This window comes from Bacillus sp. EKM501B (genome assembly GCF_011800505.1).
GTDB lineage: Bacteria > Bacillota > Bacilli > Bacillales > Bacillaceae_G > Bacillus_A > Bacillus_A cereus.
The window spans coordinates 118,949-143,928 of record NZ_JAALFZ010000007.1 but is presented as its reverse complement, the minus strand read 5'-3'; the positions used below and the strand labels follow the sequence as shown (position 1 = coordinate 143,928).

Sequence of the window (24,980 nt, the reverse complement as noted above, 5' to 3'; positions counted from 1 at the left end):
ATAGTGTTATGTATATTGGAGGTCCACGAGCTAATCTCGTTATACACGATACATGTTATAATTTTTGAAACTTCTTTTTCATCCCTTTTTCCTCCTTACATCACTCTTTTACAACTGCCATCCCTTTCAATTTCCCAATGCTTTCTACCATTCACTTTTAATTATACCGAAAATTCTGTCTCGAATACAAAAAATAAAGAAAGGACATCTACCCCTTACAGAATAGATATCCCTTCTTTTAAAGTTAAATTTAATTCCTATGGATTAGTAGACCAAAGCCCAGCAGATTTAATAAATGTACGTTTATTTAATTTCAGCTGCGCTACGATAAATTCTGCAATATCTTCTGCTTGCATTACTTTATCAGGGTTTCCATCAGTTAATCCTAAATCTACAGCCATATCAGTTGCTACTGTACTTGGAGTTAAAGCTGTTACACGAATGTTATGTTTGCGAACTTCCATCGCTAACGATTCTGTTAAGCCAAGGACACCAAATTTAGAAGCACTATATGCACTTGTTACAGGTGCACCTTTTTGTCCTGCTGTAGATGAAATGTTAATGATATCACCAGATTGTTGTTCAATCATGCTCGGTAAAGCTGCACGAGTTGCATAGTATACACCCATTAAGTTTACTTGAATGATTTTTTCCCAATCAGCAACGTCTAGTTCTAAAAACTTACCGAATTTAGAAATACCAGCGTTATTAATTAAAATATCGATAGATCCTAAACCATTTTTTAACGTTTCAATCGCAGTCGTCACTTCTTCATATGAAGAAACATCAGCAGTTGCAATAACAGCTTTTACACCTTCTGCTTCTACTTCTTTTGCTACAGCTTTTAAGTTTTCTTCTGAACGAGCTAATAAGCCTACATTTACGCCTTCTTTCGCTAATGCGATTGCTACAGCGCGACCAATCCCTCTACCTGCTCCTGTAATTAAAGCATTTTTACCTTGTAATAATTCTGCCAAGTATAACACTCCTTAATCATCTCAGTTATGTATTATATTAAAATTGTATCTATGTTTATGTAAAAAGGCAATGATGCACTTTCATGTGCGTAGGTTACTTGTAGGTAACTATAGAAAGTTTTTATTTATAAGTTTCATTTTTTTACCATTATTCATGTAAAATAAAAACAAATCCAGCATAGGGGAGTGTATGAGTATGAAAAGCGAAGGAAAAGCTTTTCAATATAATTGCAGTAACGGTAAATGCATTTTTAAAGAGAAATAGTGTTAGAAGGTTCTCCTTCTAACACTATTTCTCTTCATGATTCGGCATACGCACAATAAATTCAGTACCTTTTCCTTCCTCACTCTCCACTTTTATCTCTCCTTGATGAAGGTCGAGTACTTTCTTTACAATAGCTAAACCTAAGCCACTTCCTCCATAGGCACGATTTCGTGAAGAATCCGCTTTATAAAAACGCTCAAAAATATGTTGTTTCTGTTCTTCTGATATACCAATTCCTGAATCACGGATACGCACTTCCACTACTGTCTCATGTTCCTTTAACTGAATAGTAATCGTACCACCGCTTGGAGTAAATTTAATACTATTATGAATTAAATTAATCCACACTTGACTCATACTTTCTTGGTCAGCAATAACATATACTTTTTCTAAATCTAGTTCTAACTCAATTTCTTTTTCAGCCCAGAGTGGTTCACTATTTAACACAATTTGCTTTAATTGTTGATCTAATCGATAGCTCACTCTTTCTGGTGTATACTCTTCTGATTCTAAAAGAGTTAGCTTTAGTAAATTTTGACTTAGTTTAGATAATCTCGTTGTTTCAGTTTCAATAATGGTAAGATAATGCTTTCTTTTTTCCTCAGAAAGATTATCGTCTTGTAGTGCTCTAGCAAATCCTTTTATAGAAGTTAACGGTGACTGTATTTCATGAGAAACATTCGATACAAACTCTTGTCTCATTTTCTCCATCGTATTCAGTTCATCTGTCATATCATTTATACTTTTTACGAGCACGCCAATTTCACCATCATACTTTTCTTCATTTCTTATTTTTACGGAGAAGTCTCCTTTTGCAATTTTTTGTATCGGTTCAATAATAGTCCAAATCATCGCCTCTCGTTTTGGTCTCATTAATATTCCAATCAATGTCCAAATAAGAATAATAAAGACAAAACCGACCGTATCACTAATTAGAAAAGCAACAAACGGCGATACGTTTACGTCAAAAGCATTCAATATACTAGTTGCTACATAAAATGCGATAGACCAAATTATAGTAAGAAAAGAAAAGAGCGCTAATACCGCTCCAAATACTTTCAGCATCTTCAACTTACTCATTCGTTTTCTTTTTCTCATTTACTTACCTCTAAGCGATACCCTAATCCTCTTATTGTTTTAATACTAAATTTCGACTGCTCTTCTTGAAACTTCTCACGTAACCGATTAATATGAACGTCTAGTGTACGTTCATTCCCTTCAAAATCATATCCCCATATTTCTTCAATTAATTGCTCTCTCGAACAAGTTCTTCCCGATTTAGACCCTAAAGTAAAGAGCAGCTCAAATTCTTTTAACGGTAATGTAACCGTTTGTTCTCCAGATGTAACTTCGAATGTTTTACGATTTAATAATACATTTCCAACTTGAATCGATTGGGAAACTGTAATTTGGTAACGTTTCAATAATGCCTTTACTCTCACTACTAATTCTATAGGGTCAAATGGTTTTACAAGATAATCATCTGTCCCAAGGTGAAATCCTTTTACTTTTTGTGATGTTTCCCCTTTGGCAGTTAGCATCAGAACCGGGATATCATAGTATTTTCTTAATTCAAAACATACATCAAATCCATCCATATTTGGCATCATGATATCAAGAATAACCATATCGACTTTTACGTCATCCATTTTCTGAAGTGCATCTACTCCATCAATTGCCTCATATGTTTGAAAACCTTCTCGTTCTAAAAATACCGAAACGAGTTCTCTAATGTGTGGATCGTCATCTACTATTAAAATTTTAGGTATCAAAGGAACCATTTCCTTTCTACTTAGCATCTAATATATTTTATAATGCACCCTCTTTAATTTTCAATTGTTGCGTTGCAAACTCACGATACATATCATGCGTCTGTAATAATTCATCATGCGTACCACTACCTGTAAGATTCCCTTTTTCAATAAAGACAATTTTATCTGCATCTACAACAGTAGAAAGTCTATGCGCAATCACTAACGTTGTTCTGCCTTTCATTAAGTTATTTAACGCTTTTTGAACGACAGACTCAGATTTACTATCTAAGCTTGAAGTCGCCTCATCTAGCATAAGAATTTGCGGATTTCGAAGTAACGCTCGGGCAATGGCAATTCGCTGTCTTTGTCCCCCAGAAAGCTTCACACCGCGTTCTCCAACTTCTGTTGCATAACCGTTTGGTAAGTCATGAATAAATGCATCAACATATGCCATTGCTGCTACTTTTTCAATTTCTTCATCCGTTACTTCGCCCTCGACGCCATAACAAATATTATCACGAATTGTTCCATCAATTAACGGACTATCTTGTGATACGTAACCGATTTGACGTCGCCATGACTGTAATGAATAACTCGTAATTGATTCTTCCCCTAATTTAATGGCGCCACTAGTTGGCTCATAAAAACGTTCCAGTAATGAGAATAACGTTGTTTTCCCACTACCACTTGGTCCTACAATCGCTGTCACTTTTCCAGATTCAATTGTGAAATCAATATTTTTCAAAACTTGCTCTTCTTCGTTATACTCAAAATGTACATTTTCAAGAACGATCGGTTGCTTAGCATTTGTCACTTTCACACCAGTTTCATGATCTTCTACTTCATATTCTAAAATCGTACTAATTCTTTCCGTTGCACCAATTGCCTTTTGGAATTGTGTAAAGAACATAGATAATTGACTCATTGGCATTACAATTTGAACTAAATACAAAATAAACGCTACAAGTTCACCGGTTGTTAATGCACCGCTAGAAACTCGCATCCCGCCATACCCTACGATAATAACAAGTAGTGCCATTAAAACAAACGACATAACTGGCGAAATTAATGCTTGCACTTTTCCTTCTTTCAAACCAAATTGTAATAACTTTTGTATACCTGTATTACCCGTTTCATATTCTCTCTTTTCTGTATTTGAAGATTTCACTAAACGAATTTCTGATAACACTTGCGTTAACACACTTGTAAAAGATGCAGTTTCATCTTGAAGCGCTTTTGAAATCTTATACATTTTTCGTCCAAGTGGAACTAAAATTAACACAGACAACGGAATAACCGTTAAAAGTAACGCAGTCATTTTCCAATCTAAAACAAATAATACAATTAACGATCCAACAATTGAAATACCACCTGTTAATAAGTTTGACAAATGCTCAGAAATTAACGTTTTCACAACACCTGTATCATTCGTCATACGGCTAATCGTATCACCTGTTCTATTTTGATCGTAATAAGATACCGGCAAGATAAGTACCTTTTTCCACAAACGTTCTCTTAGTCCCGCTACAATCTTCTGCCCAATATAATTTAGTAAATATATAGACAACCCTGCCGCAATAGTTTGCATTACAAAGAAAGCAATTAACCCAACAATTTGTCCTGCACTAATTGAAGAAAGCGAAAAATTATCTACTAATCCTTTTGTCAGCATAGGAATAAATAAACTCGCTCCCGTAGAAAGCAAACTCATTAACAACGCAAAAACTAAAATTCCTTTCGGAGGATTTGTATCTTGAATAAGGCGTAAAAACTGCCTCCAACTCCCTTTTTTCTTTATTTCATTTCTAACTTCCATTCCTGTTCATCTCCTCACGTTAAACAAAACTGTTCTTTCTAAAATTAGAATACGATACAAATGTAAACTGAATGTAAACACACTTTTTCTATTTTTACAAAATATACATAAAAACTCATCTTTACAACAGATATAAACATCTGATATTATTACCTGGTACTTAATATTATTCTATGTAAATTATAGATAAATAATTTAAAACACGATATAAATCTCCAGTTAGTGAAAGGAGTATCCTTTTTGCAAACAAATATACATTCTGAAAAGGAAACAATTATTTTTATTCATGGATTAGTTGGTAATCGTCGCGCCTTCAAAAAAGAGCAAAAACGATTTTCTGCCTCCTACAACATTATAACTTATGACTTATTAGGTCACGGTGATGATAAAGGAGAAGCAATCGACTTTTCATTACAGCGCCTCGTAGATCAATTATTAAACTTATATGAACAAGAAGGTATTAAAAAAGCACATATTTGTGCGCTAAGTTACGGCTGTTACATCTCTACAATTTTTGCACAAATGCATCCAGAAAAAGTATTAAGTATTTGTCATATTGGAGGACATTACAATAACCCTTCTCGTTTATATAATGTATTTCAAAATTTTTGGGAGAAGCGAGGAGATGAATACTCTAAATGGCTCTCTCAATACGCAAATACTATTTTTCCAAGCGGTATATTAAAAGCAAATCCGTTCGCAGTCATTTCAAGAAATATTTACTACCGTTTCGGATTACAATTACATTCATCCATAATTGCCCAGTCATTACGACATCGGTTAGAATTCGATTTAAAATCTAAATTAAAATCACTTCCTCACCCTATACTATGGGTAATGGGAGAGCATGATCATCTCTATAAATCTTGTCTATTTGATTTGAAATCTATTTTGCCTAACGTTCTATATAAGGAAATACCGTTAGCGGGACATGCAGCGAACTTATTTCGTCCTAACTATTTCCATGACTTATATGATCGATTTTTAAATGGAAAGTTAAAATAAAAACTATTAAACTTCCAATTTATTCAACTATAAAAAGGCTTCCCAAGTTTCCTTGGAAAGCCTTTTCTCTATACGAAAAGTATATAAAACTACTTTTTCTTAGTATGCTTTTGTGTAACCTAATAGGTGCTTGCTCCAGTAAGAGTTACTTACAGAACTAATACGTACACCAGTTGCATCTGTTTCTGCACTAATGAACTGACCGTTTCCTAAGTAAACACCCATGTGAGAAGGACCTGATTTATAAGTATTTTGGAAGTATACTAAATCACCTGGTTGTGGATTGCTAGTTTTTGTTTTAGAGCTCCAGTATCCAGCAACTGTTTGACGAGCGCCTTTATGACCAGTTTGATTTAATACGTAGTGAATGAATCCACTGCAGTCAAAACCAGCAGGTGTTGTACCAGCAGTTCTGTATGGTGAACCATTTAAAGATCTAGCGAATCCAGCGATTGAAGATGTATCTCCACCTGTTGTTGGTTTTTGTACGTCTTTACCTGGTTGTTGAACGTTATTTGTAACATTATTGTTATTTGTAACGTTGTTTACTCCGCCTTTTACAAACTTAACGAAGTCTGCACTTACGTAACCTGTGCGGCCGTTATGGTTAATTTTGTACCAACCATTTTCAGCACCAGTAACGTTTAATACTTTACCATTTGTTACTCCACCGATTACAGCGTTGTATGTAGCTGGGCCTGTACGTACTTTTAAAGCACCAGTGTTAACAACATAAGAACCACCAGTTTGAACTGTTGTAGTATTGTTGTTTGTAGTTGGTTGTTGTGTTTCGTTAGATACAGCAGAACCACCTTTTGTTACGAAGTCTTTGCTTACGTATCCAGTTCCACCATTGAAGTTGATTTTAAACCAATCTTGTACTTCACCTACAACTTGTACTGTTTTACCTTTGTTTACAGAACCTAATACTGTATGAGATGTACTTGGGCCTGTACGTACGTTAAGTGAAGAAACGTTTACTGTGTAAGTACCTGTTCCTTGTTGAACAGTCGTTCCTGTTTTGCCACCAGTCGTTACGAAGTCACCACTTACATAACCTGTTTGACCATTTACGTTTACTTTGAACCAACCATTTTCTTGTCCAACTACTTGTAGCACTTGGCCTGATTTTACTTTAGAAATAACGTTATGTCCTGTACCAGCACCTGAACGAACATTTAATACATCAGCAGTTACTGTGTATTTTAATTCAGAAGTTGTTTCTACAGTTTTTGTTTCAGTTACAGTCGTTTGAGTTTGAGTTTGAGTTTGAGTTTGTCCATTAATTTCTTTTAGCGCTTCATTTGAAACTTGTGCATGAGCAGAATCCATTCCTGGAACTGCAACGCCAGCTACAGAAGCTGCTGCTAAACCTGCAATTACTTTTTTCATAAGTTGTCTTTACTTCCTTTCCCTACTATCCTCTTAAAAAAAACTAAAACTTTAATACTTTACAATATTATCAAAGTAAAATATTCATCCAGTTCCATTTTTTAGCAAGAGTTTTATTTTTCACACAGAGTTCATTTTAAATGAACAAAGTGAAATCCGTGTGAACTTCATGTGAACTTTATCATTAAACACAGTGTTTTTGCAATGGTTTTTTCAAATTTCTTATATATCGCATGAAAATTCGACATTCTATTTAATATTTTAATATAAAATATCCCTTTTCTATCTATTATAAAAAACTCTATTAACCTAATACAAACTCAAGTATGTATTTCCTTATAAAGCTCCTTACATGACGTATACTTTCATCATGACAAAAATCACTCTATTTATCAATAGTATAATATTTTTAGAAAACTAAATTTCTATACTATCTACAATTTTGAAATAATTTGACGAATTGTAAGATTTATTTCACAAAAGCCATTTCTCCTTTAAAGAAAACACACACTATATCAACTGTTCTCTTTTTCCTATAATGGAATTTATAGGATATTTATAGTATTATATACATATCTTAATAAACAAGAATTTTAGCGAATTGATTAAAGTTTCATTCCCTTATAAAATGAAACTTTAATCAGGAAGGGTTTTATACATCCTCCGCTAATTATTAACCCTCACCACTCGGGCTGCCCATTAATGCGGAGTTTTATTGGAATAAAAAGAGGAGGCATATTTGTGAGAAATATAATAGATGATCCAATACAAAAAAACATAGAGCTATACTATGCTTTTATTCAATTCGTTTCAATGATAACATTACAAAAAGTATCAGCTATTGAAACACGTAAAAACGAATTAAAAAATCAGATGAAAAATGCAGGACAAAAAAACCCTTATTACGTATAAAAAAGGTGAACAGGTTATATTCCTGTTCACCTTTTTAAATTATTTATAAATTTTCACACGGTCCTCTAGCGGTTGGAATTCTTTTTCACCAGCATGTACTACCGGTTTACCAAATGGCATTTGCGCAATAAGTTTCCAATTCTCTGGAACATCCCACTCTTTTCTCACTTCTTCATCAATTAGCGGATTGTAATGCTGTAACGTAGCACCAAACCCTTCAATTTCTAAAGCTGTCCAAATTGCAAATTGTAACATTCCTGATGATTGCTGAGACCAAGTTGGGAAATTATCTTTATATAATGCAAAGTTAGCTTGAAGGCTTTCCACTACTTCACTGTCTTCAAAATATAAAACCGTTCCATAACCACTTTTAAATGCATTCATTTTTTCTTCAGTAGGTGCAAAGTTATTTTCAGGTACAATTTTTCGTAACGTTTCTTTCGTAATATCCCATAATTTATCATGTTGTTCTCCTAATAAAACAACAACGCGAGCACTTTGAGAATTAAAAGCTGAAGGTGTATGTTTTACAGCATGATAAATCACTTCTTGAATTTTCTCATCAGAAACTACTTGCTCTTTACTAATTGCATAAATAGATCTTCTGTCTTCAATTGCTGAGTAAAAATCTTTTGCCATCATAATTCCCTCCAATTTTCAATTGAGGCTATTTTATATGTATATATCATATTACGCCCCTCAAACTTATTATTAATAAGCTTATAACTTTATAATATCACAGCAACAAACAAACTCAAATAATAACACTTATATTTAGAAGCTTTTTCCTTTTTAAAATAAAAATAAAAAGACTGTTTGTTGTTATCTAAAATTAGTAACAACAAACAGTCTTACTTATGTAGCGATCTAGATTCGTATTTTACTTACTTAATTAACTAATCCAAATGCATACGACATTAACTTATTTGTCTCTGTAAAACGTTTTGTTTTACTTGATGTCCCCATGACCACTGTAATAATTCGATTATCACCTTGCTTTGCAGTCCCAGTAAAACAGTATCCTGCACTATCTGTAAATCCAGTCTTTAGTCCGTCCATTCCTTCTATATATAAACTTTTATTATTTTTGTTTAACATGTCGTTTGTGCTTATAACATTAATATTATTAAATGCTAGCTGACTTTGACGTAAGTGAGTCACTTCTAATATTTCCGGATAATCTTTTATAAGATGATACGCCAATTGTGCTACATCACCAGCCGTCATTTTTGTTTCACTTCCATCTGGCTCTTGTAATCCAGAAGCATTTTCAAATTTAGCATGTTCCGACATTTTTAACTGTTTCGCTTTTGCATCCATAAGCTGAACGAAATCTTTCTCCGATTTTGCCATATGTTCTGCTAAAGCCACAGCCGAATTATTAGCTGACTCAATCATTAATGCATGATATAAATCTTTAACAGTTAATGTGTCATTAACTTGTACTGGGATTCTCGCTCCTTCTGTTTGTGCCGCCTTCGCACTCATTTTTACTGGATCTTCCCAGCGAACTTTCCCGTTATGTATACTCTCTAGTAAGAGATACGCTGTCATCATCTTAGACATACTAGCCGGTGCAAAAGCTTCATTTTCATTATATTGATAAATAATATCTCCATCACTCGCATCGATAATCATAGCTGCTTTTGCGTTAATTTCTGGTGGGATGTACTTTGGCGGGACTACTTTTTCAGTAAATCCTGCTTTAGGTAGTTCTGCCACTTGCAAAGGTTGTCCCTCTACATTCGCTATGCTCTTTTGATTTCCTTGGAATAAGAACCAACATATCCCTAAAATAATAACTAATAGGACTGTCATCCTTCCCCATTTTAACCGATTCATTTCAAAACTCCTTTAGCAAACCTTTTATACACTCACATTTAACCTTAACAACAATTCCTTTATATAGTCAAGGTAAAAGGTATATTTATTCATAGTACAGCAATGATTATTTTAATTTATTTATGTTAAACTTACAATATTGAAACGTAAGAATATTCAATAATAAATTCTCGTAAATAAAGCGAAACTTTAATCAGCCCCCCCCCAATCGGGCTACCCGTCAAATAGCGAGATAAACTATTTAATAGAAGGGATTCATACAAATGCTACTTCCAAAATCATTAAAATACGGAGACACAATTGGGATCTACTCCCCTTCTTCACCAGTAACCTACACTTCTCCAAAAAGATTTGAACGAGCAAAATCTTACTTACAACAGAAAGGGTTTCATATATTAGAAGGTTCATTAACAGGTCGATATGATTTTTATCGTTCTGGTAGTATACAAGAGCGTGCTGAGGAACTAAATGTCTTGATAAGAAATCCTAATGTTTCTTGTATTATGTCAACAATTGGTGGGATGAATTCAAATTCAATATTACCTTATATTGATTATGATGCTTTTCTAAAGAACCCTAAAATAATGATTGGGTATTCAGATGCAACTGCTTTATTACTAGGAATTTACGCCAAAACAGGAATCCCTACATTTTATGGACCAGCTCTCGTCCCTTCCTTTGGCGAATTTGAACCTTTTGTTGATTGCACATACAAATATTTTGCTGAAACTTTACTACATGATCATTCTCTTCCTTATCATATAAAACAACCATTATTTTGGTCAGATGAATTTATTAATTGGGAAGAAAAGACGAAGGAGAAAGAACTTCGACCAAACGATTGGATTTCAGTAATTGATGGAAAAGCTACTGGGCGTATTATTGGCGGGAATTTAAACACGATACAAGGAATTTTGGGTAGCCCCTATATGCCACATATTCAAGAAGGCGACATTCTCTTTATTGAGGACAGTTCAAAAGATGCAGCTACTATTGAAAGAAGCTTTTCATTACTTAAAATTAACGGTGTATTCGATAAAATTTCAGGTATCATTCTTGGAAAACATGAGCAATTTGATGATTGTGGTACAAATCGAAAACCTTTTGAAATACTATTAGAAGTACTTCAAAATCAAAGAATTCCTTTTCTAGCTGACTTCGATTGTTGTCATACACATCCCATGATTACCATGCCTATCGGTATTCAAGTAAAGTTGGATGCAACAAATAAAACGATACATGTTGTAGAACCTTGGAAAAAATGAATGCATAGCTTCTATTGTTTTACAATAAAAGCCATGATACTATATAATTTGGAATGTGAAAGATTAAACAAAATACGTTCCAATATCTATTATTAGGAAAAGATAGATATAAATATATATTTATATGTAAAAGAGAGTGAATAAATGAAACCAACTATTAAAAATTACGTATTTTTACATGTAGCTTTTTTGATATATTCTATCATTGTGGTTTACATGAAATGGGCAGCTAAGTTTCCCATTGCTTCCATCTCATTTTTTATTGCTTATTTCGGACTAGTTGTACTTTTATTCGGATATGCAATTTTATGGCAACAAGTAATTAAGCATTTCGAAATATCGAAAGCATATTCACATCGCGGAATTATTATACTGTGGTCAATGCTTTGGTCAGTAGTTCTATTTGGAGATACGATACAGTGGAATCATTTACTTGGTGCGGCTATTATTATCGTCGGAATTGTGGTGGTGACAAAAGATGAATAGTTATATGTTGTTATTGATCTTTGGAATCGTATTGGCCAATTACTCACAAATTTTATTAAAAAAGGCTACTTTACAGCAATATGATTCTAAATTAAAAGAATATGTAAATCCATATGTAATCATCGGTTACTCTTTATTTGTACTTAACGCAGGATTCAATATTATCGCCTTAAAGGGACTGACAATAAATCAAGTCTCTGCATTAGAATCATTAAGTTATATCATCATATTAATTTTCGGTTGGTATTTTTTAGGTGAAAAAGTAACGAAAAGAAAAGTAATTGGGAATACTATCATTTTAATGGGTGTTGTGGTGTATTTTATTAAGTAATCACTTATACAAAAAGCTCCGTTTATCACAAACGGAGCTTTTTACTATTGACCTAAATTTTGCACTTTATCTTTCAAATCTCGAACTTGATCTACCGTCTGCATAAGCTCAGAGTTTTTAAATTGCTCTACATCCACTTTGCCTTCTTCTATCTTTGTCTTCGCCGTATCAATTAACGTATTTAACTTTTCGTTATATCCGACGATTTGTTGATGAAGATCCTTTGCTACATCAGGTGGCGTTAATTCATTGAATGCGGGTATATCTTGTTTAATTTCACTAAGCTTCGTTTCTAATTCTTTTCGAGCCTCGCTATCATTAACGGCCTTTTCTGCTAATGCTGGTGCATCATTTGCAAATGCACTTATTTCATTTACATAGTCTGTCGCCTTTTGAGCATAATCTATGGAGTTCTTTCCTTCTTCCACTATTGAACATCCCATTAAACCAATTGAAACTATGAATACTAATACAATTGATTTTATTTTCATTTTAGACCCCCTTCGTCCTTATAATTGTCTGTAATTTTCTCTATACATAACTTCTAGCTAAATTGTTTATAACCTTTTTCAAATAGCTATTTACCCTCTTACATGCCCTATTATCGTTACAACATCTATTTCTATATGTACGCTTATAATATCTTCAATTATATCCATATACCCTTGTCCTATAGCTGTTCCATAGTGTAATGTAAGCCCCTTCTTTTCATACACTGACTTTGGCACTGAAAAAATAAATCTCCTCAAGTTTCTTTCATCAGCTGGTTCCATAATTAAAACAATCCCATCCTCATCAAACATATACGCTCGCCCTCCAACTTTACATTCACTATGGCTCAGTATTGCCTTGGTCAGCAAAATTTAAAACATAATAAGTTAAGATACACTCTGCTCTATCATAAAGTGAAACTTTAATTAGCCCTCACAAGTCGACTCTTTATCGGCAAATAGCGGGATAAAAATAAAAAGCATTCATTCTTTTTTGTTAAGAATAAATGCTTTTTAAAAAATCAATTTCTAACTCTAGCATCTTTTTTTGACGAGGTTTTACTTTCCTTACGGGAACTCCAGCGTAAATATACCAATCATCTAAACTCTCTTTTACCATACTCATCGCGCCGACTGCCGTACCTTCTCCTACAATTACATTTGGAAAAATAATAGAATTAGCACCAATAATCACATGTTTTTTTAAAATAACTTTTTCTGCTTTCACATTCCTATATTGATTCGGGACGGTTGGCCCCATTAATGTATTTCCACTGAAATCATCAAGTACTGCATATACGATTGTTTTAGCTGAGATGTTTGCAAAATCATGCATTTCAATCCCAACTTCCCCTCCATATAACGCTGTATACGCTGATATGTGCGAATAACTTCCAATTGTGATTTTACCACTTAAAATGCAAAAATCATCAATTCTTACATGATTGCCAACTGATATAGCACTCGGATTATATATACTTGCTTTTTTACTAACCAATACATTTTTCCCAACAGATAAAAATCCAATTTCCTTTAGTTCTTCTTGACTATAAAAACTATTCATCTACCGACACCACCTTCTGCTCTAAACAGATTACAATTTGCTCTACTAGTTCTTTCGTCATTCCTTCCCATAAAGGTAAACTTACGATTCGTTTTGCTATTTTATTCGTTTTTGTTAAATCTGTCGACTTATAGTTTTTAAAAAGAACTTGTTGGTGGCAAGATGGTGAAAAGTATAATCTAGCTTCTATTTTCTGTTTTTTCAGTTCTTCAATTACTTGTATGTTGCGAACTTCTTCTGGACAAATGATAGGCATAAATTGGTGAATAACTGCTTCTGTCTTTTGGACTTTCCACCCTTTTTTCATTAACCCAGTATTTTGTAACAACTGTTTATACCATTCAGAAATACGGGTACGTTCTTTTAATTTTTGATCCCACTTTTTTATAGTCGCAATCCCAATAGCTGCTGCGTATTCAGACATTTTACAATTAAACCCCATCATCGTACATTCACGATTTTTATCAAATCCGAAATTCCCCATTCTTTTAATACGTTGTATATCTTCTTCGTTTTTACTATATATGAGCCCTCCTTCACCAATTCCGAATGGCTTTGTTGCATGAAAGCTATATACGATCATTCCACTAAAATCTTGACCGTAATGCATCCCTCCATTCATTAATCCAAATCCCGGCGCCGCATCTACGACAACCGGAATCCCCTTCTTCTCTAATTCTTCATATTCTTCTAAGTTCATCCATGATCCAAAAGTGGCGTACGGGACAACAATCGCAACCTCTTCTTTTAATTCTTCTATCTTATCCAAAAGTACGGTTTTATCCATATACCAATCATCTATTGAAATATCAATAAAGTAAGGTTCCAATCCACACCAAATAGCGGCTAAGGCAGTCGCAGGGAATGTAAAGCTAGGCATGAGAGCATACTTTCCCTTTCTTCTTTTCTTTAGTTGAATAGCCGCCATTAACCCTAACGTTGCGTTTGCTACTGTTGTAACAGCTCCCCTGTTTTGAAAAAATGACGACATAATTGTTTCCTCAAAACGTTGATTTATAGGTCCATAATTCGTATATATGTGAGATGTATCAATTTCCTTCAATTCGTCCAAATACTCACTTACAGGTACAGTTGAAGCACGTAAAAAAGGAATATTCTCCATATCTATCTATTCCTTCCTATCATTTTCGGACAATATAGAGCATATCTGTTTCAGATAATCCAAATTTCCTAGCACTTTTCATTCCTTGTTTTTCCGCTATGTTATATAATTCTACCTTAAATCCTGCATTCATTAATCGTTGAATAAATCCCGATTGATTGTAAATTCTCACATGATCTTCTTGACCAAAAGCTAATTTCCTCAATTGTGGTGTTACAATTAATTCATTCTCTATAATAAAATCTACATTCATTACGATTGGTACTTGAATAATTCCCCATCCATTTGGCTTTAACACTCTATATAACTCTCGCATTGCTTTGTCATCATCAGGAACGTGTTCTAACACATGGCTACATAATATTACATCAAAAGTATTACTATCATATGTAATTCTTGTAACATCAATTTCCTTCATTAATGGATCCTTTGGTTCTAAGTCACCACATACATACGTAATATTTTTATACTCGTTAAACCAATCTCTTAACTTTGCTTCAGGTGCAATATGAAGCATTGTATAGTTTCTATTTAACAAGTCCGTTTCCGTTTCAATGTACGCACGGTACAATCTTTCACGATCCATCGAATTACAAACTGGACATATCCCTGTATCTTTATTCCACATTTCAAATTTATATTTCGGAAAATCATAATGTGCTGGCCAAGGTGAAAATTTTTCAAATTGTTGATTGCAATATTGACAATAACAACATTCTTTCTCGAACATATGAGCAACTAACTTGTTTAAGCCTTTTTTTATCTTTTCATTATAAATTTGATCTAGTTCGCCATTTCTTACTGCATCCTTAACTATAAATCCCGCATTTTCTAAACAATAAGATAAACTCTCTTTATACTCACTTTCGGAGCTTAAAAACCCACTATTATATGCATCTATAATTAATTCAATCCACTCTTCAATTGTCATTAAAATAAAATGCATTTGTTTTTGATTTTGTCCACTATGCTGTCTAAAATAACTAAGAGGTTCATGTATATAAACTACTTTTCCTTTCCTCATCATATCTAGCCAAGTTGCAATGTCATTAATAGCAGAATAAGCCTTTCCTTTAAAATATCCAAACTTCCCGTCAAACAAATTCCGATTAAACAAAACAGTTGTCGGCTCACCAACTACATTTTTCAAGTTTTTTAACATATAATTCCCTAATTCTTTTCCTTCAAAAAGTGTAGTTTCTTTCGCGATTTTCATATTTAATGTTGAAGGTGGTAATATCTCTCCATTCTCATCAATCAGTTCACGATATGACGTCACAAATGAAATATTTTCTAACGCCAAAAAGTATTTCATCATTCTCTCGATCTTTTCATGATGAAATAAATCATCATCTAATAAAAAGTTTATATAGTCCCCATTCGCAAGTTCTACACACTTATTAAAGTTTTCGGCAACTAACGGCGTTTCATTTTTTACATATGTAATACACTCATATTCACGTAAGTACGGTTGAATCATAGCATTGACTTCATTATTTGTACTGTCGTCAGAAATAATAATTTCAATATTTTCATATGTTTGATTCAAAGCGCTGTTGAGTGCTAATTCCAAGTAATAAGGTCTATTGTATGCAGGAATAAGTATACTTACTTTCGGTAAAGAAGAATTATTATTTATATGTTGTTTTTTCTTTTCTATGTTTATTTTCTTCGCTCTAATTTTTTGGTAATAGTCTAATGTATATAATATTGATGATGGAACTATCCTTCTTGCATAATCTAGAAAATTAGTTATCGCTTTGTCTAACTCTTTTTCAGTGGATAAGAAACCATATTGTTCTCCTGCTATAATACTGTGTGAAAAATCTTCTAACCCATCCATCATTTTATTAGATTCATTTAACTGTTGATCTGGATGTAATCGAAAGTAACTAAGTGTCTCTGCTATATATACAGCTTTTCCTTTACTTAATAAAGATAACCATGAAGCTATATCTACGTTACATAAATACCGCCTCTTATCAAAAATCCCAAACGGTTCTTGTAAATCATTTTTACGAAATAAAACTGTTGTCGGTTCTCCAATATAATTTTTTTGATCCACAATTACCTTATTTCCTAATTCTGTTCCCGCTATAATGGTATCCTCTTCAAATAAACGGACAGTCGAATAAATATGTCGTAGCTCTTTCCCTTTATCATCAATGACTTGACGATGAGATGTTACAAGCTTAATTTCATTATCTAAATCCTCGAAAAAATACTTCATCATTTTTTCAATTTTATTCACATGAAATACATCATCATCCATTAAAAAATTTATATATTCACCGTTCGCTTCATTAAATAACATTAGCGCATTTTCAAATTGTCCGAGAGTTGATCTATTTTTTATATAAATAATATTTGAATGATCACATAAGTATTTTTGTAACACTTTTTCTGTTTCATCATTCGTGCTGTCATCTCCAACTATAATTTCTATATTAGGATACGTTTGTTCTAACACACTACATAGCGCCTTTTCAAAGTAACGAGGACGATTATACGTAGGAATTAATACACTTACCAACGGAAGTTGCTCTACCACCTCTTCAGTTCTTTCAATACGAGTTCTCATTTTAACTCTCTCACCTCTTCGCATATTATTTATATACGCGACACAAAAATCACATTACTTTAACTGTATGGAGCCTATATACTTTTATGCAAACATGAAACAAATTATCATACTTTTCGTTCCTGAATAAACATATTTAATAATGCGGACATTTTATTTGCACCTTTTTTATTCATATGATCACTATCATAAAAATCATCGTCACAAAATAATGGCGAATCAAATAGATCTATGATTTGAAAAGAATATTGAGTTTGAAAATCATTTATAACTTTATAAAAATCTTCTTTTAATTTCTTACTACTACAATTGAAATAATGTGAAGTAACAGGGAACACAACAATTAGTGGCTTTATATCATTTTTTAACAGTAAATCTAAATATTTTTTAAAAATCATTTTATTTTCAACTAAAGTATGAGGGTACGACAGTTTAGCATGTGAAGTTGCTCTTATTTTCCCGTGTTCTTCAAAAGGAATGTGAAGAGGAGTGGTATTCCACTCAGCATTTATCCAAGGCAGCGTCAATGATTCATCTTTTAGTTCGTCTAATAAAATATATTCAAAATGCAAATTAAAAATAGAAAGAAGTGGTTTCGGAGTATTTAGATGGGAGAATCCATCAGTGGGTAGAGGAGAGTGAACTACAGTATGATGACCATCTTGAAACAATGGATAATATACTTTGTGAATTCTATATGATTCAGATGATAACGACATATCAAAGTAAAACGAGAAATAGGCTATTCCTATTAAACAATATTGAAATGAATGATTGTTTGATAAAAGTTGTGACGCTATTAAATAATCATAGTATAGATCTTGCGATGGAAGTGTTAATTTTATTGATTTTTTTGAGAGAAGCTCCGTACTTATGCCACAATGCGGATAAGACAAACCGGTAGCAAACAATTCATACGTCGGATCACTCTTTGCTTTTTTCATAGAAATGTATAAAGACATAAGATCCGGATTTATTTGATAGATAGAAATTAATTTATCCTTCCATTCATACATGTATTTTGTTAAATTAATAATTTTTGAACTTTGCACGCCCCTATTTATCAAGTCATTTGTAAGTTTTTCTGCGTCCCCTCTCCAAATGACTATATATTGAAAAGAACTTTCTATACGAACAACATCTGAAACGTCCACAACATGAACTATTGTTTTACATTTATTTTTGTCTAACGTATTTCGAATCCTATCCCCTGATAATTCATCACTTAAAACAATGATTTTATATTGCTCCTTCATGTACATCCCCTCCATTATATGTATAATATGAAATTCATTTTTAATTCGTAACAATCATATACACCTGCAATCTAACAAAAAAAATAGCTCCACCATTAGGCGTAGCTATTTTTACAATTATTGCTTATTCAAATTATATTCCTTTATCTAACTCATAAAGTTTACGATACTTTTCATTTTCTTTCAGAAGTTGTTTATGACTACCTTGCATGACAATTTGGCCACGATCAAGGAATATAACTTCGTCTACATGTTCTATTCCTACAAGATGGTGCGTAATCCAAATAACCGTCTTTTCTTCCGTTGCAGAAAACATTGTTTCAATTAAAGACAATTCTGTTTTTGGATCTAAACCGATAGTCGGTTCATCAAGTACAATAATTGGTGTTTCTTGCATAAGAGTTCTAGCAAAAGCAACCCTTTGTCTTTCCCCACCAGAAAACCGCTTTCCCATTTCATGCATTTTTGTTTGTAATCCGGCTGGAAGAGAAGTAACATGTGAAGCTAATTGTGCTTTCTCTAAAGCTTTCCATATCTCTTCATCCGTCGCCTCTGGTTTGCCAATTCGTACATTATTTCCAATTGTCGTATCAAACAAATGCGGCTTTTGATTTAATACAGAAATATATTTAGATAAAAGATTCGTATGAGCTCGTTCACCATTTAGTACAACTTGGCCATTTACTGGGCTTAACGCCCCTGTTAACAATTTTAGTAAAGTAGATTTCCCTGTCCCACTTCTCCCTAAAATAGCAATTTTCTTTCCTGCTTTTATTTGTAATGATACATCTTTTAATACAATCTCATTACTATCTGGATAACTATACGATACGTGATTCAGTTCAATATCTACATGTTTTGGTTCAATATAATCTTTCTCTCCATGCAAATCCGTTTCATCATGTAAAACACTATCACTTTCTACGCCATTAAGACGATGGGTAGATTCTACATACGACGGTATTCGATCGATGGCATCTGCAATAGGAATAAGCGCGTTCGTTACAGATAAAGTCATTAATACGAAAGCTGCGATAACTGTAGGAGCAATTTGTTCACTTGCCGCTTCATTCCCAGTCCATATGATCATCGAAATAACTACAATACCTACTACTAATTGAATGATACTGTCCCGAATATGATACCAGCGTTTCACTCTCTTTTCGATTTTTAACAACTGATCATTTTGTTTTACATACTCATTAATAAATTCATCTTTACGACCACTTGCTTGCCAATCAGATAATCCAAAAACAGCATCTGTCAGTTGTTGATACAAACGGTTTCTTCCTTGCTTTAAAGTAACATGATGTTTCTTCATCAAAAGTAATGATACAAACGGAAGAAGAAAAACGATAATAGCTAACATACAACCTACAATAAGTGCAAAAACAAAATCAAATGCACCGATAACAAGTACGAAGATACTATAAACAACTAGCGCTAATATGCTAGGAAATATTGTACGTAAATATAGGTTTTGCAAATGCTCTATATCTTCGGATAACACTCCTAACATATCACCCGTTTGAAATCGAGAACGGAAAAATAACGCCTGTGGTTCTACTATTCTATATAGCCTCGTTCTCATTTTTTCTAATATACGTAGTACGACATCATGTCCGACTAAGCGCTCTATATAATGAAATACAGCTTGCCCTATACTAAACGCTCTTGTTGCAACAATAGGAACATATACAACCATTACATTTTCTGGTCTAAGGGCAGATTTTGAGATCAAATAACCTGAAATAAAAAGTAACATCGCTCCTGAACTAACTCCAAGAAGACCAAGGAAAATAGTTAAAGTCATTCTATCTTTATTTTGTTTTATATAAGGTTTAACCCAGTTACTCATTTCTCTCCCCTCTCTTCCCTATGAAAATGTAATGTCTCATTCTCTAAAAGTTCTTCATACGTCCCACTTTCTTTCATTTCCCCTTTATTTAAAATAAGAATATGGTCCATTTGTTTCATCCAATGTAGACGGTGGGTTGCTAAAAATACTAACTTTCCATTAAATAGACGTAACATCGCTTGCTTTATTTCAAATTCGGTTTCAATATCAAGATGTGCCGTAGGCTCATCTAATAAAATAATTGGTTTTTTACTTAAAAGCGCACGCGCCATAGCAACACGCTGTTCTTGTCCGCCACTTAGCATACGTCCACCTTCCCCAATTCTTTCGTGCATCCCATTTGGAAGTGATGTAACGAGTGAACGAAGGCCGACTTCATTAATAACTCTTTCAACTTCTTCATCTGTTGCATTTGTTTCATAAAAACGAATGTTATCCTTTAATGAAAGCGGAAAAATATAAGGTTGCTGCGGAATATAAGCGATATTTTTTTGCCAATCTTCACGAGTAGATCCATCAACTTCTACACCATTTACTAACATCTTTCCACTCGAAGGAGATAAAAAACCTGCTAATACGTCGATTAACGTCGATTTGCCTGCACCACTTTCACCAATAACACCAATAGCACCGTTACCTTCCCAAGTAAAATTAATTCCTTCTAATATAGCCTTTTCAGATTCAGTATTATTAACTTTGATGTCTTGTAATTTCAAGCTACTAGAGGCATTCCATACTATATCTTCATTTAAATCTTTCTTTTGTATTCCTTTTTGTTGTTGCAAAATCTCTTCTATTTGCTCCATCGCAATTTGTCCATCTAATGTTGCATGATAATTTGCTCCCACTTGTTTAATCGGCAGAAAATATTCCGGAGCTAAAATCAAAATTGTAAGGGCTGGTAATAGTATAATCGTTCCATCTATTAAACGTATCCCTAATCCAACTGCCACAAACGCGATTGATAAACTCGTAAAGAAATCTAATGCAAAAGAAGAAAGAAAAGCAACTCGCAAAGTACGCATCGTTGCTTTTCTATACCTTTTACTTACTTTTTCAATCTTTGCTTCGTGCTGTTCACTTTTCCCTAAATACTTTAATGTTTCTAAACCTTTTAACGTATCTACAAAATGGTTCGAAAGTACACGATATATCTCGTACTGACTATCTGCCATTTTTTGCGCTGCTAATCCGAGAAGAATCATAAATATGATCACGATAGGAATCGTTACAACTAAAATGATTCCAGACTCAATATCTAGCATAAAAACATATAGTACAATTAGACCTGGAACGATGCTACTTCTAATCATTTTAGGAATCGTTAATTCAATATATGTTTTAAATTTCTCAATCCCTTCAATTGATAAGGTAACCAGATGACCAGTTCCAACAGTTTGAACATACCTTGGACCTAATGTGAAATATGCCTCTATTAGTTGTTTTCTTAGTAACGACCCTGTTTTTTCAGCAAAACGTTCCACTAATATTTGTGATGTTCGAACTACTATGTGACGCGCTGCAAACGCGATACCAAAATAAACAATTTCACTTAATATTGTTTGTACTGTCTCTCCATGAAATAAAAACGTAATAGCTCGTGCTAAAAAGATTGTTTGCACAATAATACTAAAAGCTTCTAAAATACTAATAATCGTTAACGCTACATATAAAATACGGCTACCGGGATAAGACGGAAGTCCTCTTTTTCTTTTCATTAGTACTCCAAATCGTTGTCTGACTTAACAGGTTGTCTAAATACATAATAACTCCATATTTGACTTCCGATAACGAAAGGCAAAATAGCAATCGCAAAGTAAGTCATAAGTTTTAATGCATAAGCTCCTGATGCTGCGTTGTAAATTGTCAAATCATTCATTGCTCCTAAAGAGCTAATCATAACACGTGGGAACATACCGATAAATACACTCGCACTTAGTAAAATGATTGTTAAACTCGTCATAAAGAAAGCCCAACCATCTCTTCTTCTTTTATTTAATAAAGTGGACACTAATAGTGCTACAAAAGCTCCGATTGGCACCATAATCCATTCTGTTCCATGAGCAGTGAAAATGTCGGTTTTCCATAACCCCACACCAGCAAAAACAAGAAGTGTAATTAATGAAAATGGTGCAATTTTTATTGCAGCAATTCGTGCACGTTCTCTCAATTTACCAGTTGTACGTATCGTAAGAAATTGTAATCCGTGAACAATACATAGTAAGAGAAACATTACTCCTCCAAGTAACGCAAATGGATGAAGTAATTGCAGGAATCCACCTACAACATTTTTACTCTCATCAATAGGTACACCTACCATAAAGTTTGCAATCGCAACTCCCCAAAGGATAGGAGGTAACATACTTCCAATAAACATTCCCCAATCCCATGCACTCTTCCATTTATGATTATCTATTTTCGCACGAAATTTAAAGGAAACACCTCTTAAAATTAAAGCAAGAAGCATAAATACAAACGGAATATAAAAACCACTAAATAAAGTTGCATACCAGTGCGGAAATGCCGCAAACATCGCTCCGCCAGCACAAACAAGCCATACTTCATTCGCGTGCCAGAACGGTCCTATTGTATTTAAGTAAACTCGTTTTTCAAAATCATTCTTTCCTAAAAACCTCGAAACCATTCCTACCCCAAAGTCGAAACCTTCCAGTACGAAGAATCCAACAAACAAGATTGCAATAACTAAAAACCATAACTCATTAAGAGATAACATACTCTTCCTCCTTATCAAATGGATCATGGCTTTGATAATCCTTTTTCGTTTTCTTATTCGTGTGGCCCTTAATGGTACGAACAAATAAGTACACACAAATTCCACCCATAATTAAATACATTGATGTGAATGAAATAAGTGAGAATAATACTTCACCGAATGTTACATTTGGTGATACAGCATCTTCTGTTTTCATTACACCAAATACAACCCAAGGTTGACGACCCATTTCAGTCATAATCCACCCTACTGTATTACCGATGAATGGAAGAGAAATTGCATACACCATTAATTTTAAATACCACGTTTTTTCCGCTAAACGATCTTTTCTTGATAAGAACCATCCGTAAGCTCCTAGAAGAAGCATGAATGTTCCACTCATTACCATCGCTCTAAAACTCCAAAACATTGTATGCACTGGAGGAATATAATCTCCAGGTCCATATTTTTCCTCATATTGTTTTTGAATTTGATTCATCCCTTCAACTTGACCGCTAAACTTATCATACGATAATAGACTTAGCATATAAGGGATTTGAATTTCAAACGAATTTTCTTTCTTCTCTGTATCAATTTTCGAAAATACTGTAAATGGTGCTGGATCCTCACTTGTATTCCATAGCGCTTCAGCTGCCGCCATCTTCATTGGATGTGTCTTAATTAATTGTTGCGCTTGTGCATGACCGAAGAATAATACAAGCGCCGTTGTAATTGTTCCAACAATGATAGAAATTCGGAAAGATTTTTTAAATACTACAGTTTCTTGTCCTTTTGTAATTTTCCATGCACTTACACCAGCAATAAAGAATGCACCTGTTGCAATTGCCGCTGTAATTGTATGCGGGAATTGTACCCATAGTTGTGGGTTTTGAATAATGGCTAAGAAATCATTCATTTGCGCACGACCATCAGCTGCCATTTCATACCCGACAGGTGACTGCATAAATGCACTTGCAGTTAAAATCCAGAATGCTGATAACATCGTTCCAATTGAAAGGAGCCAAATACACATTAAGTGAATTCGCTTCGGTAATTTATCCTCACCGAATACCCATAAACCCAGGAATGTAGACTCAATGAAAAATGCCAGTAATCCTTCAATCGCAAGTGATGGACCAAATACATCACCTACAAAACGTGAATACGTTGACCAGTTCATACCAAACTGGAATTCTTGTAAAATACCTGTTACTACACCTACTGCAAAGTTAATAAGGAATAATTGCGTCCAAAACTTTGCCATCTTCTTATATACTTCTTGCCCTTTTACCACATACAACGTTTGCATGATCGCAATAATAAAAGCTAAACCAATTGACAGCGGAACAAAAAAGTAATGGAAAATCGTTGTTGATGCGAACTGTATTCGTGCCAATTCGAGCGTTTCCATACTAAAATCACTTCCTTCATAGTTTTTATAATAAAAGTTAATTGAGCAATCTTATCAAACTCAATTATTAAGAAATACGAAAAGACAAAAACATTTTGTATGTATTGTCGAAAAATATGAAGTTTCAGTTTTTCAAACTATTGTAATGCTATTTTTTACCTTTTCACTATTTCTGTAGTGTTTTATTCGTTAATCGAATTGTATAATATACCTGCATAGTAAATTCAGGTTATTTTTGACGTATTATTGACATCATTTTGTCTGAAATATGTCTTTTGTCATTTTTTTGAATCAGATTTTTCTCATTAGCAAAATGTGTTTTTTCAATATACTTCTTACTTTTATATCTATAAAACAATCGTTTTTCTCTTCATACACTTGACTTTTACCCGAAAAAATGTCCTCGAAACTACCCTCGATAAACGCTTGTTTTTTGTCA

22 protein-coding genes and 1 pseudogene are annotated in these 24,980 nt (G+C 33.5%); 6 read left to right on the top strand and 17 right to left on the bottom strand.

The window, feature by feature from the left end:
* Nucleotides 1-257: 257 nt before the first annotated feature.
* On the bottom strand, nt 258-977 hold the full coding sequence (locus HFD78_RS15780; protein ID WP_000818985.1) for a 3-ketoacyl-ACP reductase: 720 nt from the start codon (nt 975-977) through the stop codon (nt 258-260).
* Nucleotides 978-1,173: 196 nt separating this feature from the next.
* Between HFD78_RS15780 and HFD78_RS30095 the strand changes: the two are divergent.
* Nucleotides 1,174-1,242, top strand: a pseudogene (locus HFD78_RS30095) (DUF3139 domain-containing protein); the annotation flags it as partial.
* A gap of 24 nt (nt 1,243-1,266) precedes the next feature.
* Here the strand turns inward: HFD78_RS30095 and hitS are convergent.
* Genes hitS through HFD78_RS15765 form a run of 3 tightly spaced genes read right to left on the bottom strand, consistent with a single transcriptional unit; the run spans nt 1,267 to nt 4,812 of the window.
* Nucleotides 1,267-2,340 carry an envelope stress sensor histidine kinase HitS gene (gene hitS / locus HFD78_RS15775; RefSeq protein ID WP_001231624.1) on the bottom strand — a complete coding sequence of 358 codons (1,074 nt, stop codon included), beginning with the start codon at nt 2,338-2,340 and terminating at the stop codon, nt 1,267-1,269.
* Nucleotides 2,337-3,014 (bottom strand): envelope stress response regulator transcription factor HitR, encoded by a 678-nt coding sequence (gene hitR / locus HFD78_RS15770; protein ID WP_000612414.1) that lies wholly within the window; start codon nt 3,012-3,014, stop codon nt 2,337-2,339. Before hitR ends, hitS begins: the two co-directional genes overlap by 4 nt.
* Nucleotides 3,015-3,051: 37 nt before the next feature.
* Nucleotides 3,052-4,812, bottom strand: a complete 1,761-nt coding sequence (locus HFD78_RS15765) for an ABC transporter ATP-binding protein (RefSeq protein ID WP_000453861.1) — start codon at nt 4,810-4,812, stop codon at nt 3,052-3,054.
* Nucleotides 4,813-5,052: 240 nt separating this feature from the next.
* Between HFD78_RS15765 and HFD78_RS15760 the strand changes: the two genes are divergently transcribed.
* On the top strand, nt 5,053-5,817 hold the full coding sequence (locus HFD78_RS15760) for an alpha/beta fold hydrolase (RefSeq protein ID WP_001194306.1): 765 nt from the start codon (nt 5,053-5,055) through the stop codon (nt 5,815-5,817).
* Between the two features lie 99 nt (nt 5,818-5,916).
* Here HFD78_RS15760 and entFM read toward each other — a convergent pair whose 3' ends face one another.
* Nucleotides 5,917-7,209 (bottom strand): enterotoxin EntFM, encoded by a 1,293-nt coding sequence (gene entFM, locus HFD78_RS15755; protein WP_000755498.1) that lies wholly within the window; start codon nt 7,207-7,209, stop codon nt 5,917-5,919.
* Between the two features lie 741 nt (nt 7,210-7,950).
* Between entFM and HFD78_RS15750 the strand changes: the two genes are divergently transcribed.
* On the top strand, nt 7,951-8,121 hold the full coding sequence (locus tag HFD78_RS15750; RefSeq protein ID WP_001244279.1) for a hypothetical protein: 171 nt from the start codon (nt 7,951-7,953) through the stop codon (nt 8,119-8,121).
* Between the two features lie 39 nt (nt 8,122-8,160).
* Here HFD78_RS15750 and HFD78_RS15745 read toward each other — a convergent pair whose 3' ends face one another.
* Entirely contained in the window at nt 8,161-8,763 is a 603-nt protein-coding gene (locus tag HFD78_RS15745) for a nitroreductase family protein (RefSeq protein ID WP_001987122.1), read from the bottom strand.
* A gap of 246 nt (nt 8,764-9,009) precedes the next feature.
* A complete protein-coding gene (locus HFD78_RS15740; protein WP_001080872.1) occupies nt 9,010-9,963 on the bottom strand; it encodes a D-alanyl-D-alanine carboxypeptidase family protein in 954 nt (317 codons plus the stop codon).
* A gap of 263 nt (nt 9,964-10,226) precedes the next feature.
* On the opposite strand from HFD78_RS15740, the gene HFD78_RS15735 reads away from it, so the two are divergent.
* From HFD78_RS15735 to HFD78_RS15725, 3 genes are all read left to right on the top strand, one after another.
* Nucleotides 10,227-11,228 (top strand): S66 family peptidase, encoded by a 1,002-nt coding sequence (locus tag HFD78_RS15735; RefSeq protein ID WP_000926325.1) that lies wholly within the window; start codon nt 10,227-10,229, stop codon nt 11,226-11,228.
* A 144-nt stretch (nt 11,229-11,372) separates the two neighbouring features.
* Nucleotides 11,373-11,714, top strand: a complete 342-nt coding sequence (locus HFD78_RS15730) for an EamA family transporter (RefSeq protein WP_000805132.1) — start codon at nt 11,373-11,375, stop codon at nt 11,712-11,714.
* Nucleotides 11,707-12,045 carry an EamA family transporter gene (locus tag HFD78_RS15725; protein ID WP_001089876.1) on the top strand — a complete coding sequence of 113 codons (339 nt, stop codon included), beginning with the start codon at nt 11,707-11,709 and terminating at the stop codon, nt 12,043-12,045. The genes HFD78_RS15730 and HFD78_RS15725 overlap by 8 nt, the downstream gene beginning before the upstream one ends.
* Nucleotides 12,046-12,089: 44 nt before the next feature.
* On the opposite strand, the gene HFD78_RS15720 is transcribed toward HFD78_RS15725, so the two are convergent.
* From HFD78_RS15720 to cydA, 10 genes are all read right to left on the bottom strand, one after another.
* Nucleotides 12,090-12,536 (bottom strand): DUF6376 family protein, encoded by a 447-nt coding sequence (locus HFD78_RS15720; protein ID WP_000695229.1) that lies wholly within the window; start codon nt 12,534-12,536, stop codon nt 12,090-12,092.
* A 90-nt stretch (nt 12,537-12,626) separates the two neighbouring features.
* Nucleotides 12,627-12,848 carry a hypothetical protein gene (locus HFD78_RS15715; RefSeq protein WP_000459099.1) on the bottom strand — a complete coding sequence of 74 codons (222 nt, stop codon included), beginning with the start codon at nt 12,846-12,848 and terminating at the stop codon, nt 12,627-12,629.
* A gap of 184 nt (nt 12,849-13,032) precedes the next feature.
* Nucleotides 13,033-13,599, bottom strand: coding sequence for an acyltransferase (locus HFD78_RS15710; protein ID WP_001084165.1), 567 nt, complete (start codon nt 13,597-13,599; stop codon nt 13,033-13,035).
* Nucleotides 13,592-14,722, bottom strand: a complete 1,131-nt coding sequence (locus tag HFD78_RS15705) for a DegT/DnrJ/EryC1/StrS aminotransferase family protein (protein ID WP_000427968.1) — start codon at nt 14,720-14,722, stop codon at nt 13,592-13,594. The genes HFD78_RS15710 and HFD78_RS15705 overlap by 8 nt, the downstream gene beginning before the upstream one ends.
* Before the next feature lie 19 nt (nt 14,723-14,741).
* A complete protein-coding gene (locus HFD78_RS15700) occupies nt 14,742-17,303 on the bottom strand; it encodes a glycosyltransferase (protein ID WP_001260429.1) in 2,562 nt (853 codons plus the stop codon).
* 107 nt (nt 17,304-17,410) lie between these two features.
* Nucleotides 17,411-18,559 (bottom strand): hypothetical protein, encoded by a 1,149-nt coding sequence (locus tag HFD78_RS15695; RefSeq protein ID WP_000664252.1) that lies wholly within the window; start codon nt 18,557-18,559, stop codon nt 17,411-17,413.
* 133 nt (nt 18,560-18,692) lie between these two features.
* Nucleotides 18,693-20,417, bottom strand: coding sequence for a thiol reductant ABC exporter subunit CydC (gene cydC / locus HFD78_RS15690; RefSeq protein ID WP_000073635.1), 1,725 nt, complete (start codon nt 20,415-20,417; stop codon nt 18,693-18,695).
* Nucleotides 20,414-22,135 (bottom strand): thiol reductant ABC exporter subunit CydD, encoded by a 1,722-nt coding sequence (gene cydD / locus HFD78_RS15685; RefSeq protein ID WP_000824043.1) that lies wholly within the window; start codon nt 22,133-22,135, stop codon nt 20,414-20,416. The genes cydC and cydD overlap by 4 nt, the downstream gene beginning before the upstream one ends.
* The gene (gene cydB, locus HFD78_RS15680; protein ID WP_000950083.1) at nt 22,135-23,151 is read right to left on the bottom strand and encodes a cytochrome d ubiquinol oxidase subunit II; all 1,017 of its coding nucleotides are present in this window, start codon (nt 23,149-23,151) and stop codon (nt 22,135-22,137) included. The genes cydD and cydB overlap by 1 nt, the downstream gene beginning before the upstream one ends.
* Entirely contained in the window at nt 23,138-24,541 is a 1,404-nt protein-coding gene (cydA, locus tag HFD78_RS15675; protein ID WP_000448870.1) for a cytochrome ubiquinol oxidase subunit I, read from the bottom strand. The genes cydB and cydA overlap by 14 nt, the downstream gene beginning before the upstream one ends.
* Between the last annotated feature and the right edge of the window lie 439 nt (nt 24,542-24,980).

What these genes read in the sequence shown, in the direction of transcription:
- cydB (WP_000950083.1), bottom strand. Translation starts at nt 23,151, where the DNA reads ATGTTATCTCTTAATGAGTTATGGTTTTTAGTTATTGCAATCTTGTTT.
- HFD78_RS15745 (WP_001987122.1), bottom strand. Translation starts at nt 8,763, where the DNA reads ATGATGGCAAAAGATTTTTACTCAGCAATTGAAGACAGAAGATCTATT.
- entFM (WP_000755498.1), bottom strand. Translation starts at nt 7,209, where the DNA reads ATGAAAAAAGTAATTGCAGGTTTAGCAGCAGCTTCTGTAGCTGGCGTT.
- HFD78_RS15730 (WP_000805132.1), top strand. Translation starts at nt 11,373, where the DNA reads ATGAAACCAACTATTAAAAATTACGTATTTTTACATGTAGCTTTTTTG.
- cydA (WP_000448870.1), bottom strand. Translation starts at nt 24,541, where the DNA reads ATGGAAACGCTCGAATTGGCACGAATACAGTTCGCATCAACAACGATT.
- HFD78_RS15710 (WP_001084165.1), bottom strand. Translation starts at nt 13,599, where the DNA reads ATGAATAGTTTTTATAGTCAAGAAGAACTAAAGGAAATTGGATTTTTA.
- HFD78_RS15695 (WP_000664252.1), bottom strand. Translation starts at nt 18,559, where the DNA reads ATGAAGGAGCAATATAAAATCATTGTTTTAAGTGATGAATTATCAGGG.
- cydC (WP_000073635.1), bottom strand. Translation starts at nt 20,417, where the DNA reads ATGAGTAACTGGGTTAAACCTTATATAAAACAAAATAAAGATAGAATG.
- cydD (WP_000824043.1), bottom strand. Translation starts at nt 22,135, where the DNA reads ATGAAAAGAAAAAGAGGACTTCCGTCTTATCCCGGTAGCCGTATTTTA.
- HFD78_RS15715 (WP_000459099.1), bottom strand. Translation starts at nt 12,848, where the DNA reads ATGTTTGATGAGGATGGGATTGTTTTAATTATGGAACCAGCTGATGAA.
- HFD78_RS15765 (WP_000453861.1), bottom strand. Translation starts at nt 4,812, where the DNA reads ATGGAAGTTAGAAATGAAATAAAGAAAAAAGGGAGTTGGAGGCAGTTT.
- HFD78_RS15725 (WP_001089876.1), top strand. Translation starts at nt 11,707, where the DNA reads ATGAATAGTTATATGTTGTTATTGATCTTTGGAATCGTATTGGCCAAT.
- HFD78_RS15720 (WP_000695229.1), bottom strand. Translation starts at nt 12,536, where the DNA reads ATGAAAATAAAATCAATTGTATTAGTATTCATAGTTTCAATTGGTTTA.
- hitS (WP_001231624.1), bottom strand. Translation starts at nt 2,340, where the DNA reads ATGAGAAAAAGAAAACGAATGAGTAAGTTGAAGATGCTGAAAGTATTT.
- HFD78_RS15700 (WP_001260429.1), bottom strand. Translation starts at nt 17,303, where the DNA reads ATGAGAACTCGTATTGAAAGAACTGAAGAGGTGGTAGAGCAACTTCCG.
- HFD78_RS15740 (WP_001080872.1), bottom strand. Translation starts at nt 9,963, where the DNA reads ATGAATCGGTTAAAATGGGGAAGGATGACAGTCCTATTAGTTATTATT.
- HFD78_RS15705 (WP_000427968.1), bottom strand. Translation starts at nt 14,722, where the DNA reads ATGGAGAATATTCCTTTTTTACGTGCTTCAACTGTACCTGTAAGTGAG.
- HFD78_RS15735 (WP_000926325.1), top strand. Translation starts at nt 10,227, where the DNA reads ATGCTACTTCCAAAATCATTAAAATACGGAGACACAATTGGGATCTAC.